Origin of the sequence: Caballeronia sp. LZ003 (assembly GCF_031451465.1) — a bacterium.
GTDB lineage: Bacteria > Pseudomonadota > Gammaproteobacteria > Burkholderiales > Burkholderiaceae > Caballeronia.
In genome coordinates, this window is the sequence record NZ_JARUXJ010000001.1 from 2,718,385 (window position 1) to 2,732,406 (window position 14,022).

The following is a 14,022-nucleotide window of genomic DNA, read 5'->3' on the forward strand; positions in this document are numbered from 1 at the left end:
GCGTCTGCCATGGGTCCGCCAAGCGCGTGCACGCAGCAGGCAAGTCAATAAAACCGTCTGTTATAGTCGTCCCCATCACCGCCCCTACTCGATCAACGCGTGGACAACCTTCCCTTATGGGCGCAAATTTGCGCCATCTTTCTGCTGCTCATTCTTTCCGGTTTTTTCTCGATTTCCGAAACGTCGATGATGGCGCTCAATCGCCATCGGTTGAAATTCCTTGCTAGTCAAGGATCGCTGCGCGCGCGCACCACGCAAGGACTACTCGCCAAGACCGATCAACTGCTTTCGGTCATTCTCATCGGCAACAACCTGATCAATACGATCATCCCGGTTCTCACCACGTCGATTGCGCTCAAGACTTTCGGCCACAACAACATGGTCCTGTCGATCACGACGGGCATGGTCGCGTTTCTCATCATCGTGTTCGCGGAAATTGCGCCGAAAATCGTCGGCGCGACGTATCCCGAAAAAGTCGCGCTGCCCGCGAGCCTGATCCTTTCGCCGCTCATGCGCATCGCGCGGCCGCTCGTGTGGTTCGTGAATCTTTTCGCCAACGCCATTCTGAGCGCGTTGCACATCAACACGAAAGGCGGCCGCGATCAGCGCATTTCGCCGGAAGAATTGCGCACCATCGTGCTGGAATCGGGCAGTTTCATGCCGACCAAGCACCGCAGCATCCTGCTGAATCTGTTCGATCTAGAAAACATTTCCGTCGATGACGTGATGATCCCGCGCCGACGCATCGAAGCGCTCGACTTCGATGCGCCCTTCGACCAAATTCTGCATCAACTCGAAACCTGCTATCACAATAAGCTGGTGGTGTTTCAGGGCGATATCGACCGCGTGCTAGGCGTGCTCCACGTGCGCAAGACCTTGTCCGCGCTGCATAACCAGGAACTCGAACGCGAGACGCTGCGCGCGCTGCTCGCCGAGCCTTACTTCGTGCCGACCGGAACGCCCGTGTTCCAGCAGCTTCAGTACTTTCAGGAAAGCGGCCAGCGAATCGCGATCGTCGTCAACGAATACGGTGAATTGCAGGGGCTCGTGACGCCGGAAGACATCATCGAAGAACTGATCGGTGAATTCACGACGACGATTCCGCGCGGCGCAGGTTCGCGCGGCGGCTGGGACGACAAAGGCGAGTGCATCGTGGCGGGCAGCATGCCGCTGCGCGAACTCAACCGCTGGCTCAAGCTGACCCTGCCGACCGATGGCCCCAAGACGCTCAACGGTCTGATCCTCGAAACGCTGGAGGACATTCCGGACGGCGACGTGTCGGTGCGCATCGCGGGCGTGTATTTCGAAGTCATGCGCAGCGACGATCAAGCCATCCGCACGGTCAAGATTTTCCGCCCCGTCGCGCCGGTCAAACGGCCGCAGCGTTAGCCATTCGGACGACTACGCACGCGCCATGCGCCGCGAGATGATCGGAGCCTTCCGACATCGACCGGCTCACGCGCATGAATTCTCCCTTTCGCCTTGCTTCTACCGCCGATCCGGCACCCGATTCCCCTTCCGATCAAGACGCGCCCGCGGTCACGCTCGTCGCCGATACGCTGCGCGAAGCGGCTTCGCGCGGCGCGTCCGATGTCCACATCGAGCCGGGCGAGCATGGCTGGCGCGTTCGTTTGCGTGTCGATGGCGTGCTCCATGTGTTGCGGCATCCGCCGACGCATCTGCGCGATGCCGTTATCACGCGAATCAAGGTGCTGGCGCGGATGGATATCGCCGAGCGGCGCGTACCGCAGGACGGGCGGCTGCGTCTCGCGCTGGCGGGCGGGCAAGTCGGCGACTATCGCGTGAGTTCGCTGCCGACCGTGTTCGGCGAAAAGTTGGTATTGCGCAGGCTCGACGCGCTGCCGCCCGCTCTTTCGCTCGATGCCCTCGGGCTCGATGCGCAGCAAAGTCGCACGGTCGAGTCCGCCATTCGCGCGCCGCATGGTCTCGTGCTCGTGACGGGTCCGACCGGCAGCGGCAAAACGCTCTCGCTCTATTGTTTCCTGCAGATGCTCAACGCCGAGGCGCGCAACATCTGCTCGGTCGAGGACCCGGTGGAGATTCAGCTCGCGGGCATCAATCAGGTGAACGTGCGCGACAAGGCGGGGCTCAACTTCGCCGTCGCCTTGCGCGCGTTCATGCGGCAAGACCCGGACATCGTGATGGTCGGGGAAATCCGTGATGCCGAAACCGCCGACGTCGCCGTGAAAGCCGCGCAGACCGGCCATCTCGTGCTCTCGACGCTGCACACCAACGACGCGCCCGCGGCTATCGCACGGCTGATCGATATCGGCGTCGCGCCGTATAACCTCGCATCCGCGCTGCGGCTCGTCACCGCGCAAAGGCTCGTGCGCAAGCTGTGCGAAGCGTGTCGCGCGCCCGCGCCACTTACGCTAGATGACGGCATCCGGCCGTTCGAACCGCGTGGGTGTCCGGCGTGTCATGGCATCGGATATCGCGGGCGCGTCGGCGTGCATCAAGTTATGCCGGTTTCCGATGACATCCGCGAACTCATCGTCGGACGCGCGGCGACGCACGCCATTGCCCGCACAGCGCAACTGCACGGCATGCCCGCCTTGCGCGATGCCGCTTTCGCACGCGTTCGCGAGGGCGTGACGAGCGTCGCGGAAGCCACCGAGGCCACGGAAATCGCATGATGCGCGACGAATCCACGGACACGCGCTTCGCGTGGCGCGGCGTCGATGCCGACGGCCGGCGCCGCAGCGGCAAGACCATCGCCGCCGATGCCGCATCGGCGCGCGCGTCGCTTCGGTCCAACGGCGTGATCGTCATCGGGCTGGAGGCACTCGGCCGGGCCCCGGCGCCGCGCACGAAAGGGATCGAGATCACGGTCTTTACGCGTCAGCTCGCCGGTTTGCTGCGCGCGGGACTGCCGCTCGCAAATGCGCTCGACATGCTATCCAATGCCGGTTCGCGCGGCGGATTGGCGCGTCTCATGCGCACGCTCGCCCGCGACATCACACGCGGCGTGCCGTTTTCGGCGGCGCTAGCGCGTCATCCCGCTTCGTTCGATGCGCTGTATTGTCAGCTCGTCGCGGTCGGCGAAGTGGCGGGCGCGCTGCCTGCCGTACTCGGACGTATCGCCGATGACCGCGAGCGCAGCGCGTCGCAACGCGCGAAGCTGCGGGCCGCGCTGACCTATCCGGTGATGGTGCTACTGCTGTCGCTCGCGATCACGGCGGGGCTGCTGATCGGCGTCGTGCCGACCTTCAAGACGATCTTCGACGGCTTCGGCGCCGCCCTGCCCGCGCCGACCCGCTTCGTGCTCGCGCTATCGGACGGCGTCGCGCGTCATGGCGTGCCGTTCGTGGTGGTTTGCGCGTGCGTGGCGCTGATCGGCGTGCATCGGCTGAAGCGGTCACCGCAGGCGCGACGGCGCGTGGATCTCGCCGCGCTGCGTTTGCCGCTCGCGGGCACGTTGCTGCGCTCGCTTGCGGTGGCGCGCTGGAGCCGCGCGCTCGGCACGCTGCTCGCGGCCGGCACGCCACTCTCCGACGCATTCGATTCGCTCACTCAGGCCACCGGAAATCGCGTGTTCGACGACGCCACCGTGGAGATCGCCGTGCGTCTGCGGCGCGGCGAGCGTCTCGCGGCCGCCATGCGCGCGCTGCGGTGCTTCCCCGATGACGTCGTGCAGCCGATCGCCGTCGCCGAGGAATCCGGCTCGCTCGACGCCATGCTGCTCAATCTCGCGAGCCTTGCCGACCGGCAGGTGGACGATCGCATCGGCACGTTTGCGAGTCTGTGCGAACCCGTGGTGATCGCCGTGCTGGGCGCGCTCGTGGGCGGTCTCGTCATCGCGATGTATCTTCCCATCATTCAGCTCGGCAACGTGGTGTAGCATCGCGGGCCAAAGCCATCGTTTCACTAACATGCAGCCTTTGTTCGATCCATCCGCCGTTCATTACGCCAGCCGCTATTTCGCGGCTTTTGCCGCGCTTCCGTACGCCGTTCAGTACGGCTTCGCCATCGTGTTCGGCCTCGTGATCGGCAGCTTTCTCACCGTCGTCGTGCACCGCTTGCCGGTCATGCTCGAACGCGCCTGGCGCGCCGAAGTCGATGCAGCGCTTCCAAATGCTCCGCAGCCCGAAGGCGATTCCTACCCTGAACGCTTCAACCTCGCCGTGCCGCGCAGTGCGTGCCCTCATTGCGGTCACGTCCTGCGCGCGTGGGAAAACATTCCCGTCGTCAGCTATCTCGCTCTGCGTGGAAGATGCGCGTCATGCGGCGCGCGCGTGAGCCCGCGTTACCCGCTGACCGAACTGACGACGGGCACGTTCGCCGCGCTTTCGCTCTACGCGTTCGGACCGGACTGGCCCGCGTTCGCCGCGTTCGGGCTGTGCGCGACGCTCTTGGCGGCCAGTCTCATCGATTACGACACGCGCTATTTACCCGATGTGCTGACGCTGCCTCTGCTTTGGGCCGGGCTCATCGTCAATTTCGGCGCGGGCGGGTTTGCGACGCTGCACGATGCCGTGACCGGTGCCATCGCGGGCTACCTTTTCCTGTGGTGCGTCTATTGGCTCTTCAAACTCGCGCGCGGCGTCGAAGGCATGGGCTACGGTGACTTCAAGCTACTCGCGGCTATCGGCGCGTGGCTCGGCTGGGAAGCGCTTGCGCAGGTCGTGCTGATCTCGGCGGTTGCGGGCGCGGCCTTCGGCATCGTGGCGACGTGGCGCGGGCGCATGCGCTTCGAAGAACCGCTGCCATTCGGGCCGTTCCTCGCGGCGGGCGGCGCGATCACGCTTTTTATCGGAACACCGCTTTATGCTTTGTTCGGATGACGACAAGGAGCCACGGATGTTCAGCATCGGTCTGACGGGCGGCATCGGCAGCGGCAAAAGCACGGTCGCTGACCTTTTCGCGGCGCGCGGTGTGCCGCTAGTCGATACCGATCTCATCGCGCATCGGGTGACAGCGCCGGGCGGCGTCGCAATGCCGCTTATCGCGAATGAATTCGGCCGAGAGTTCGTTGCAACCGACGGCTCGCTCGACCGCACGAAAATGCGCACGCTCGTCTTCTCCGACGATACCGCGAAGGCCCGGCTCGAAGGCATCGTGCATCCGCTGATTCGCGCGGAGACCGAGCGTCAGCGGCAGGCTGCAACGGGCGCGTATCACATCGTCGTCGTACCGCTTCTGGTGGAATCGGGCAACTGGAAGACGCGAGTGTCACGCGTGCTGGTGGTCGATTGCCCGGTGGAAACGCAGATCGCGCGCGTCATGCGGCGTAATGGCTTTGCGCGCGAACAAGTGCTCGCGATCATTGCGAAGCAGGCAACGCGCGAAGCACGCCTCGAAGCAGCGGACGATATCGTCATAAACGATGAAACATCCACGCTGGACACGCTCGCCCGTCATGTCGACACCTTGCACGCCCGCTATCTCGCGCTGGCGTCCGAATGAGCGTTCGTTGCGGCCGGCATGGGCGAAATTATCGAAATGCTTCGAAATCGACCTAAATGTGGCGCGATTTGCTAGGGTAGGGATGCAGCATTAGAATGTCCTGACTTCCCTGCCGGGGAAGCAACCGACCTACGCCGAGGCGAGCGCTTGATCCTTTACGAGTATCCCTTCAACGAGCGAATCCGGACGCTGTTGCGTCTCGAAGACCTGTTCGAGCGCTTCACGTTCTTTCTGACTCAGGAAGATCCGCGGGAGCATCATGTCGCGTTGATCACGCTCTTCGAGATCGCCGAAGTAGCGGGCCGTACGGACCTCAAAGCCGATCTCATGAAGGAACTGGAGCGCCAGCGCCAGACGCTTGCGCCCTTTCGCGGCAATCCCGGGATCGAACAAGAAGCGCTGGAAGCGGTGCTGGGCGAGATCGAACAGACGCTCGCGGGCCTTGCGGACATGCACGGCAAGACCGGCCAGCATCTTGCGGACAACGAGTGGCTTGCAAGTATTCGTAGTCGTACGATCATTCCCGGCGGTACGTGCAAATTCGATTTGCCCTCGTATTACGCGTGGCAGCAGTTGCCGGTGGAAGAGCGCCGGCAGGAAATCGCCAAATGGGTCATGCCCATGCTCGCTTTGCGCGACGCCGCCGCCATCGTATTGCGGCTTGCGCGCGAATCCGGCCAGGCGTCTAAAGTCATGGCCATGCAGGGCAGCTATCAGCAGATGTTGTCCGGCAGAACGTATCAACTAATGCAGGTGCGGGTGTCGCAAGAAGTTCGCATGATTCCCGAAGCAAGCGCAAACAAGTACATGCTGTGGGTGCGTTTCACCGTGCAGGACGGCGATCTCAAGCCGCGCGCCGTCGATGTCGACGTGCCCTTTCATCTGACGCTTTGCAGCCTTTGAACCCGAGCATTTCGGTTTCGTATCGAGGATAGATCGAAGCCCGCTCCATTCGTTACGTCTCATCGTCATGACCACTGTCGTCAAATGCCCGACCTGCGCCAAGGAAGTTCGCTGGGTACCGGAAAACCGTTTTCGTCCGTTCTGCTCTGAGCGTTGCAAGCAGATCGATCTGGGCGCCTGGGCCACCGAAAAGTACAAGATCGGAGGCAACGCCCAGGAAACGCCGCCTGACGACGACACGCGCGGCAGCCTGAACTAAGCTTCTTCGGCGAGCCATTCCAAAATGGGAATGGCTGCAGGCAGCAGCGGCGCCACGTCCACCGGCAGAGTCTGCCAAGAAATAGCCTGCCCTTCGCGCCCGAGCGGCTCGCCCTTCCACTCCGTCACTTTGCAGAAAAAGAGCCGCACGTAGGCATGCGGATAATCGTGTTCGAGCGTGCGCCAAAGTTCACAGGCGACCACGTCGATACCCAGCTCCTCATGCAACTCCCGGCCAAGCGCAGCCTCGACGCTCTCTCCTCGTTCCAGCTTGCCGCCCGGAAATTCCCAGTAACCTTCGTATGGCTTGCCCGGCGGACGCTGCGCAAGCAGATAGCGCCCGTCCGGCTGAACCATGACGCCGACGGCCACTTTCGTCACCTTGCGGCCATCGGGTGCAAGATCGATGGTCGCCTCGTTCTCGTTCCTGGCGTCGGTCATGTCCGTCATTGCTTGCGTCCCGACCAATCGCGCGCGAACTGCCATGCAACACGGCCCGAACGCGAACCGCGCTCGAGCGCCCAGACGAGCGCATCGCCACGAGCGCCGGCAATCTCGGCTTCATCGACGCCGAAATGCTTCAGCCAATGGCCGACGATCGCCAGATAATCGTCCTGCTTGAATGGATAGAAGCTCACCCACAGCCCGAAACGCTCCGACAGCGAAATCTTTTCTTCGACGACTTCGCCCGGATGAATCTCGCCATCGGACGTGTGCTTGTACGTCTCGTTTTCGCTCATGTACTCGGGCATCAAGTGCCGGCGATTCGACGTCGCGTAAATGAGCACGTTGTCAGACTGCGCGGCAACCGAGCCGTCGAGCGCGACTTTGAGCGCCTTGTAGCCAGACTCGCCTTCCTCGAAGGAAAGATCGTCGCAGAACACGATGAAGCGTTCCGGTCGCGTCGAAATGAGATCGACGATATCGCCAAGGTCGTGCAAATCGTCTTTGTCGACTTCGATCAGACGCAGGCCGTCTTTCGAATACGCGTTCAGGCAAGCCTTGATGAGCGACGATTTACCCGTGCCGCGCGCGCCCGTCAGCAACACATTGTTGGCGGGCAGCTTCTGCACGAACTGGCGCGTATTCTGTTCGATCAGGCCTTTCTGACGGTCGATGTTCTGGAGATCATCCAGCGCAATCTGCGAAACAGCCGTCACCGGCTGCAAATAGCCGCGCCCCTGGCGCTTGCGCCAGCGAAACGCCACTGCGGATTCCCAGTCGATTTCCGGCGCCGCGGGCGGCAACATGCCTTCGATGCGCGCCAGCACCGCTTCGGCGCGCGTAAGGAATTGTTCGAGCTTGTCCATGGTGTCTTTTTCTTGGGCGCGCCGGATCAGGAGCGATAGTCGGCGTTGATGCTCACGTAATCGTGCGAAAGGTCACAGGTCCAAACGGTGGCTTGTGCGTCGCCACGGCCGAGCAGCACGCGAATCGCGATCTCGCTCTTTTTCATCACGCGCTGGCCGTCTTCCTCGCGATACTCGGGGTTACGCCCGCCCGCTTTCGCGACGAGCACGTCGTCGAGGTAAAGATCGACCTTGCCGACGTCGAGGTCCGCCACGCCCGCATAGCCGATTGCCGCGAGAATACGCCCGAGATTAGGGTCCGACGCATAGAACGCGGTCTTCACGAGCGGCGAATGGCCGATTGCATAAGCAATCTGGCGGCACTCCGCGACGTCCTTGCCGCCTTCGACGGTGATCGTCATGAACTTGGTCGCGCCTTCGCCATCGCGCACGATGAGCTGCGCCAGTTCTTGCGCGACGGCAGTGACTGCATCGCGCAAAGCAGCGTAAGCGGGTGAATCCGTCGAAGTGATTGCCGGCAGGCTCGATTTGCCCGACGCGATCAGGATGAATGAATCGTTGGTCGAGGTATCGCCGTCGATGGTGATGCAGTTGAACGAGCGATCCGCAACGTGCCTCACCAGTTCGTCGAGCACGGGTTGCGCGACGTTGGCATCGAAGGCGAGGAACCCGAGCATGGTGGCCATGTTCGGCTTGATCATGCCCGCGCCCTTGCTGATGCCCGAAAAGGTCACCGTGTGGCCGTCGATCCGCACCTGACGCGACGTGGCTTTCGGCAGCGTGTCCGTGGTCATGATGGACTGCGCGGCTTCGAACCAGTGCGCGGCCTGCTGATTGGCCAGCGCGGCAGGCAAGCCCGCTTTCAGACGATCGAGCGGTAGCGGCTCGAGAATCACGCCCGTGGAGAACGGCAGGATCTGCTGCGCGTCGAGGTTCGCGAGGCGCGCAAGCTCCGCGCAAGTCTCGCGAGCGATCACGAGGCCCGGCTCGCCGGTGCCCGCATTCGCGTTGCCCGTGTTGATGACGAGCGCGCGAATGCCCTTGCCGCCCGCGCGAACGGCTTCGAGATGCTCGCGGCAGACGATTACCGGCGCGGCGCAAAAACGATTTTGCGTGAACACACCCGCCACGGTCGCGCCTTCATCGACGCGAATGACCAGCACGTCCTTGCGATTGGGCTTGCGAATGTTCGCCTCGGCCCAGCCTAGCGTGACGCCGGCGACGGGATGAAGCGCTGCGGGAACGATCGAGGGGAAATTGACGGCCATGTTCGCGACTCAGCTGTAGGTGACGCGTGCCGGTGAGAAGACCAGGCCGGCACAGGATGAAGGACTGACGCGCGCCGGAAGCGGAGCGACGCCGTGAAACGCGCGCGAAAGCGCCAGATGGACAAACGACGCATTGCTGCGTCGCTTGGTCCGTTTCGTCTGAGCAGCCTATTAAGCCAGCTTGCCGTGACAGTTTTTGTACTTCTTCCCGCTGCCGCACGGGCACGGGTCGTTGCGGCCGACCTTCGGCAGATCGTCGGCTGAACGTGTGACGACGCTGACGTCGTCGCCTGCGGACATAGCCTGATTGACCATCTGCGCGGCGGCAGTTGCCGCCACCGCGGCCAGCGCGGGCGCTGCCGCCGGCGCGTTGAAATCCGCGTGCGTGAACGACACGTTCTCCAGATGGCTGCCGCGCTCTTCGTACTGTTCGGCGGCTTCTTCGAGCTGCTCCGGCGACTGGATCTGCACGTTCATCACGACGCGCGTGACTTCCTGCTTGACCTCGTCGAGCATGGCCGCGAAGAGTTCGAACGCCTCGCGCTTGTATTCCTGCTTCGGGTTCTTCTGCGCATAGCCACGCAGATGGATGCCCTGACGCAGATGATCGAGCGCGGCCAGATGTTCGCGCCAGCGGCTGTCGAGCGTCTGCAGCATGATCGAGCGTTCGAACGCGCTGAATGAATCGCGGCCGACCATGGCGACCTTCGCCTCGTACGCTTCGTCGGCGGCGGCGAGCACGGCTTCGTTGATTTCCTCGGCGTCGATGGAGTTCGACTCGTTGATCATCTCCTGCACGGCAAGATCGAGCGACCAGTCATTGCGCAGCACTTCTTCGAGCTCGGGCGCGTCCCACTGTTCCTCGATACTGCCCGCCGGCACGAAGTTGCGCACCAGGTCGCCGATCACGCTCTGACGCATGGCCGCGATGGTTTCCTGCACGTCCGTCGCTTCCAGCAACTCGTTGCGCTGCTGATAGATCACCTTGCGCTGATCGTTGGAGACGTCGTCGTATTCGAGCAGTTGCTTCCGGATGTCGAAGTTGCGCGCTTCCACCTTGCGCTGCGCCCCTTCGATCGACCGCGTGACCATGCCCGCTTCGATCGGCTCGCCTTCCGGCATCTTCAGGCGGTCCATGATCGCGCGCACGCGGTCGCCTGCGAAAATGCGCAGAAGCGGATCATCCAGCGAAAGATAGAAGCGCGACGAACCCGGATCGCCCTGACGGCCCGCGCGGCCGCGCAACTGGTTGTCGATACGGCGCGATTCATGCCGCTCGGTCCCGATGATATGCAGGCCGCCCGCTTCCTTCACGGTGTCCTGCAGCATCTGCCATTCGTCGTGCAGCTTCTGAATCAGCCGGGCCTTTTCGCCTTCGGCAATCGAAAGATCCGCCTCGATGAACGAAGCCTGCTTCTCGACATTGCCGCCAAGCACGATGTCCGTGCCGCGACCGGCCATGTTGGTCGCAATGGTCACGGCGCTCGGACGCCCCGCTTCCGCGACGATGGCCGCTTCGCGCGCGTGCTGCTTCGCGTTCAGCACTTCGTGGCGAATGCCTGCCTGAGTGAGCAGGCCGGAGAGCAATTCCGACGCTTCGATGGACGTCGTGCCGACGAGCGTTGGCTGACCGCGTTCGACGCACTCGCGAATGTCGCGGATGACGGCGTCGTAACGTTCCTTCGATGTCTTGTAGATCTGATCCTGCTTGTCGACACGCTTCGGCGCCCGGTTGGTCGGGATCACGACCGTTTCCAGACCGTAGATTTCCTGGAACTCGTAGGCTTCCGTGTCAGCCGTGCCGGTCATGCCGGACAGCTTGGAATACATGCGGAAATAGTTTTGCAGCGTGATGGAAGCGAGCGTCTGGTTTTCGCTCTGAATCTGCACGTGCTCCTTGGCTTCCACTGCCTGATGCAGACCGTCCGACCAGCGGCGGCCCGTCATCATGCGGCCCGTGAATTCGTCGACGATAACGACCTCGCTGCCCTGCACGACGTAGTGCTGATCGCGGAAGAACAGCGTGTGCGCGCGCAAAGCGGCGTACACGTGGTGCATCAAGGTGATGTTCTGCGGCGCGTAGAGACTTTCGCCCTCGCCGATCAAACCCCATTCGGCAAGCAGACGCTCCGCCTTTTCATGGCCCGATTCGGTGAGGAACACCTGACGCGCTTTCTCGTCGAGCGTGTAGTCGCCCGGCTTTTCGACGCCCGTGCCGTCCGCCTTCTCCTCGCCGATCTGCTGTTCGAGCAGCGGCGGGAGCGCGTTCATGCGCACGTAGAGGTCGGTGTGATCTTCGGCCTGACCGGAAATGATAAGCGGCGTACGCGCTTCGTCGATGAGGATCGAGTCCACTTCATCGACGATGGCGAAGTTGAGCGGCCGCTGCACGCGCGCGTTGGTCTCGTAGACCATGTTGTCGCGCAGATAGTCGAAGCCGAATTCGTTGTTCGTGCCGTAAGTGATGTCCGCCGCGTAGGCTTCCTGCTTCTGGCCGTGTTCCATTTGCGACAGATTCACGCCGCACGAAAGACCCAGGAAGTTGTAGAGACGCGCCATCCATTCGGCGTCGCGTTGCGCGAGGTAGTCGTTCACCGTCACGACATGCACGCCGCGGCCCGACAGCGCGTTCAGATACGCGGCGAGTGTGGCGACGAGCGTCTTGCCTTCGCCCGTGCGCATTTCCGCGATCTTGCCGTAATGCAGCACCATGCCGCCGATCAACTGGACGTCGAAGTGGCGCATTTTCAGGACGCGCCGACTCGCTTCGCGACAGACCGCGAACGCCTCGGGCAGAAGCACGTCGAGCGATTCGCCGCTCGCGACGCGCTGGCGGAACTCGTCCGTCTTCGCGCGTAGCTGATCGTCCGTGTATTTCTCGACGGTCGGCTCGAGGGCGTTGATCGCCACAACGGTCTTTTGGTACTGCTTGACCAGCCGCTGATTGCGGCTGCCAAAAATCTTCTGAAGGAAACCGGTGGTCATCGGATCAGTGTCTGCGTCGCGGCTTCGGATGGGCGCATGTTGCTTGCTGCGTCCGAGTTCGGAGAACCCCGGCGACTTAAGTCCATTGGGTGAAATCGAATCGGGAATTTTAGCACGCGAGTTTGGCAGACCTTACGTCCGCGTGGGCTCGCGCGCGTCGGGGGAACGCGACAGTCAACCGTTTGAAAGTTTGTTCCGGCGCGGTTGCCGAATAAGGCTTGCGCGTCGGGGAAGCGCGCGGGCGCGCGTTACAATCGAACCATTGCGTCGGGCGTTCTCAAGCCAAAAATGAGCCGTTTTTCTACAAATTCAAGATCTGGACCGCAGCGGTTCGATCCGCGCAAGCCACAGGCGCTGGCCGATGTCCTTGATCGCACCGATGCCTTTCGCGCATTGCGGGCAGGCGTCGAGCAAGTGGCGGCGCTGCAGCGCGATCTGAGCACGCTCCTGCCGGATTATCTCGCGGCCAATGTCGAGCCCGGTTTCATCAAGGATGGCGTGCTAGCGCTTTTCGCCGCGCATAACGCGCTCGCGGCGCGGCTGCGCCATATCGAGCCCACTTTGCTCGCCGATTTGCAGCAACGCGGCTGGGCGGTCAACTCGCTGAGAGTGCGCGTGCGTCCGCAATCGATGCAGGACGCGGTGCCGCCCAAGCAAGCGCGGATGTCGGCGGCGGGCGCATCGGCGCTGCACGAGCTTGCCGAGACGCTCGCGCCTTCGCCGCTGCAGGAAGCGCTCGCGAAAATGGCCGCGCGTCATCAAGGCAAAGGCGAAAAAAAATGAGCGATGCTTTCGCACCGCTCATTCGCTTGAAACTCGCTGCCTGAAGTGACTCAGGCAAATGCCGTCTGCGTGTCGAAACTGAAACCGCGCGGCGCCTTCTGAATGTCCTCGAACGTGACCATTTCGTAAGCGTCTTCGTTCGCGAGCAATTCGCGCAAAAGCATGTTGTTCATGGCGTGGCCGCCCTTGTACGCCTTGTAGGACGCGAGCAGGGGATGCCCCACGACATACAGGTCGCCAATGGCGTCCAGCATCTTGTGCTTCACGAATTCGTCGTCGTAGCGCAAGCCGTCGTTATTCAGGATGCGGTACTCGTCGAGCACGATCGCGTTGTCCATGCTGCCGCCGCGTGCGAGACCGAGTTCACGCATCATTTCAACTTCGTGCGCAAAGCCGAACGTACGAGCACGCGCGATTTCACGCACATATGACGTAGTCGCGAAATCCACTTCCAACGCCTGACCGGTCTTGTCGACGGCCGGGTGACGGAAGTCGATGGTAAAGCTCAGTTTGAAGCCGAAATACGGGTCGAGACGCGCGAATTTATCGCCGTCGCGCACTTCGACGGGCTTCGTCACCTTGATGAATTTCTTCGGTGCGTTCTGCTCTTCGATACCCGCCGATTGAATCAGAAACACGAACGAAGCCGCGCTGCCGTCCATGATCGGGATTTCCTCGGCGGTTACATCGACATACAGATTGTCGATCCCGAGTCCCGCGCATGCCGACATCAAGTGCTCGACAGTGGAAACGCGCGCGCCGTCCTTTTGCAACACGGACGCCAGGCGCGTGTCGCCGACGGACATCGCGGACGCGGGAATGTCGACCGGCTGCGGCAAGTCGATACGCGAGAACACGATGCCCGTGCCAGCCGGTGCGGGCTTGAGCGTCAGTTCGACCTTCCGGCCGGAATGGAGCCCGATCCCCACGGTCTTGACTACGGTCTTGATTGTTCGCTGCTTCAACATGATTTTCTTCTTCCGATATGAATTCCCAATAAAGAGAATTAATCGCACTATATAAGCTAATAGGCCGAAGTATACTCCATCCAGTGCACGTCGTCGCGCTCCGGGAGGTTTCAAGTGTTT

Annotated in this window: 13 protein-coding genes; 8 read left to right on the forward strand and 5 right to left on the reverse strand. The window is 62.3% G+C overall.

Going from position 1 to position 14,022, the window contains the following annotated elements:
- Window positions 1-99 precede the first annotated feature (99 nt).
- From QCE79_RS12275 to QCE79_RS12305, 7 genes are all read left to right on the forward strand, one after another.
- Entirely contained in the window at window positions 100-1,389 is a 1,290-nt protein-coding gene (locus QCE79_RS12275; RefSeq protein WP_244826284.1) for an HlyC/CorC family transporter, read from the forward strand.
- Window positions 1,390-1,463: 74 nt separating this feature from the next.
- Window positions 1,464-2,657 (forward strand): GspE/PulE family protein, encoded by a 1,194-nt coding sequence (locus QCE79_RS12280; RefSeq protein ID WP_309844439.1) that lies wholly within the window; start codon window positions 1,464-1,466, stop codon window positions 2,655-2,657.
- Complete coding sequence (locus tag QCE79_RS12285; protein WP_309844442.1) at window positions 2,654-3,862, forward strand: type II secretion system F family protein; 1,209 nt, start codon at window positions 2,654-2,656, stop codon at window positions 3,860-3,862. Before QCE79_RS12280 ends, QCE79_RS12285 begins: the two co-directional genes overlap by 4 nt.
- 31 nt (window positions 3,863-3,893) lie before the next feature.
- Window positions 3,894-4,805 (forward strand): A24 family peptidase, encoded by a 912-nt coding sequence (locus QCE79_RS12290; RefSeq protein ID WP_309844444.1) that lies wholly within the window; start codon window positions 3,894-3,896, stop codon window positions 4,803-4,805.
- A gap of 16 nt (window positions 4,806-4,821) precedes the next feature.
- On the forward strand, window positions 4,822-5,427 hold the full coding sequence (gene coaE / locus QCE79_RS12295; protein WP_309844446.1) for a dephospho-CoA kinase: 606 nt from the start codon (window positions 4,822-4,824) through the stop codon (window positions 5,425-5,427).
- 147 nt (window positions 5,428-5,574) lie between these two features.
- The gene (zapD, locus tag QCE79_RS12300; RefSeq protein WP_309844448.1) at window positions 5,575-6,330 is read left to right on the forward strand and encodes a cell division protein ZapD; all 756 of its coding nucleotides are present in this window, start codon (window positions 5,575-5,577) and stop codon (window positions 6,328-6,330) included.
- Window positions 6,331-6,397: 67 nt separating this feature from the next.
- Complete coding sequence (locus QCE79_RS12305; RefSeq protein ID WP_244826290.1) at window positions 6,398-6,589, forward strand: DNA gyrase inhibitor YacG; 192 nt, start codon at window positions 6,398-6,400, stop codon at window positions 6,587-6,589.
- Here the strand turns inward: QCE79_RS12305 and QCE79_RS12310 are convergent.
- The 4 genes from QCE79_RS12310 to secA form a co-directional block, all read right to left on the reverse strand.
- A complete protein-coding gene (locus QCE79_RS12310; RefSeq protein ID WP_309844451.1) occupies window positions 6,586-7,029 on the reverse strand; it encodes an NUDIX domain-containing protein in 444 nt (147 codons plus the stop codon). The two genes, QCE79_RS12305 and QCE79_RS12310, sit on opposite strands and share 4 nt — an antisense overlap.
- 5 nt (window positions 7,030-7,034) lie before the next feature.
- A complete protein-coding gene (locus QCE79_RS12315) occupies window positions 7,035-7,898 on the reverse strand; it encodes an ATP-binding protein (protein WP_244826292.1) in 864 nt (287 codons plus the stop codon).
- Between the two features lie 26 nt (window positions 7,899-7,924).
- Window positions 7,925-9,166, reverse strand: coding sequence for a bifunctional glutamate N-acetyltransferase/amino-acid acetyltransferase ArgJ (argJ, locus tag QCE79_RS12320; RefSeq protein WP_309844452.1), 1,242 nt, complete (start codon window positions 9,164-9,166; stop codon window positions 7,925-7,927).
- A 171-nt stretch (window positions 9,167-9,337) separates the two neighbouring features.
- On the reverse strand, window positions 9,338-12,151 hold the full coding sequence (gene secA / locus QCE79_RS12325; RefSeq protein WP_309844454.1) for a preprotein translocase subunit SecA: 2,814 nt from the start codon (window positions 12,149-12,151) through the stop codon (window positions 9,338-9,340).
- Window positions 12,152-12,439: 288 nt separating this feature from the next.
- Between secA and QCE79_RS12330 the strand changes: the two genes are divergently transcribed.
- Entirely contained in the window at window positions 12,440-12,934 is a 495-nt protein-coding gene (locus QCE79_RS12330) for a DUF721 domain-containing protein (RefSeq protein ID WP_309844456.1), read from the forward strand.
- Window positions 12,935-12,984: 50 nt separating this feature from the next.
- On the opposite strand, the gene lpxC is transcribed toward QCE79_RS12330, so the two are convergent.
- Window positions 12,985-13,902: a UDP-3-O-acyl-N-acetylglucosamine deacetylase gene (lpxC, locus tag QCE79_RS12335; RefSeq protein WP_244826296.1), complete on the reverse strand. Its 918-nt coding sequence runs from the start codon at window positions 13,900-13,902 to the stop codon at window positions 12,985-12,987.
- Between the last annotated feature and the right edge of the window lie 120 nt (window positions 13,903-14,022).

Bases quoted from the DNA above. Each gene is read 5' to 3' on its own strand.
- lpxC (WP_244826296.1), bottom strand. From the start codon at position 13,902: ATGTTGAAGCAGCGAACAATCAAGACCGTAGTCAAGACCGTGGGGATC.
- coaE (WP_309844446.1), top strand. From the start codon at position 4,822: ATGTTCAGCATCGGTCTGACGGGCGGCATCGGCAGCGGCAAAAGCACG.
- QCE79_RS12280 (WP_309844439.1), top strand. From the start codon at position 1,464: ATGAATTCTCCCTTTCGCCTTGCTTCTACCGCCGATCCGGCACCCGAT.
- QCE79_RS12305 (WP_244826290.1), top strand. From the start codon at position 6,398: ATGACCACTGTCGTCAAATGCCCGACCTGCGCCAAGGAAGTTCGCTGG.
- QCE79_RS12285 (WP_309844442.1), top strand. From the start codon at position 2,654: ATGATGCGCGACGAATCCACGGACACGCGCTTCGCGTGGCGCGGCGTC.
- secA (WP_309844454.1), bottom strand. From the start codon at position 12,151: ATGACCACCGGTTTCCTTCAGAAGATTTTTGGCAGCCGCAATCAGCGG.
- QCE79_RS12290 (WP_309844444.1), top strand. From the start codon at position 3,894: ATGCAGCCTTTGTTCGATCCATCCGCCGTTCATTACGCCAGCCGCTAT.
- QCE79_RS12330 (WP_309844456.1), top strand. From the start codon at position 12,440: ATGAGCCGTTTTTCTACAAATTCAAGATCTGGACCGCAGCGGTTCGAT.
- QCE79_RS12310 (WP_309844451.1), bottom strand. From the start codon at position 7,029: ATGACCGACGCCAGGAACGAGAACGAGGCGACCATCGATCTTGCACCC.
- QCE79_RS12315 (WP_244826292.1), bottom strand. From the start codon at position 7,898: ATGGACAAGCTCGAACAATTCCTTACGCGCGCCGAAGCGGTGCTGGCG.
- argJ (WP_309844452.1), bottom strand. From the start codon at position 9,166: ATGGCCGTCAATTTCCCCTCGATCGTTCCCGCAGCGCTTCATCCCGTC.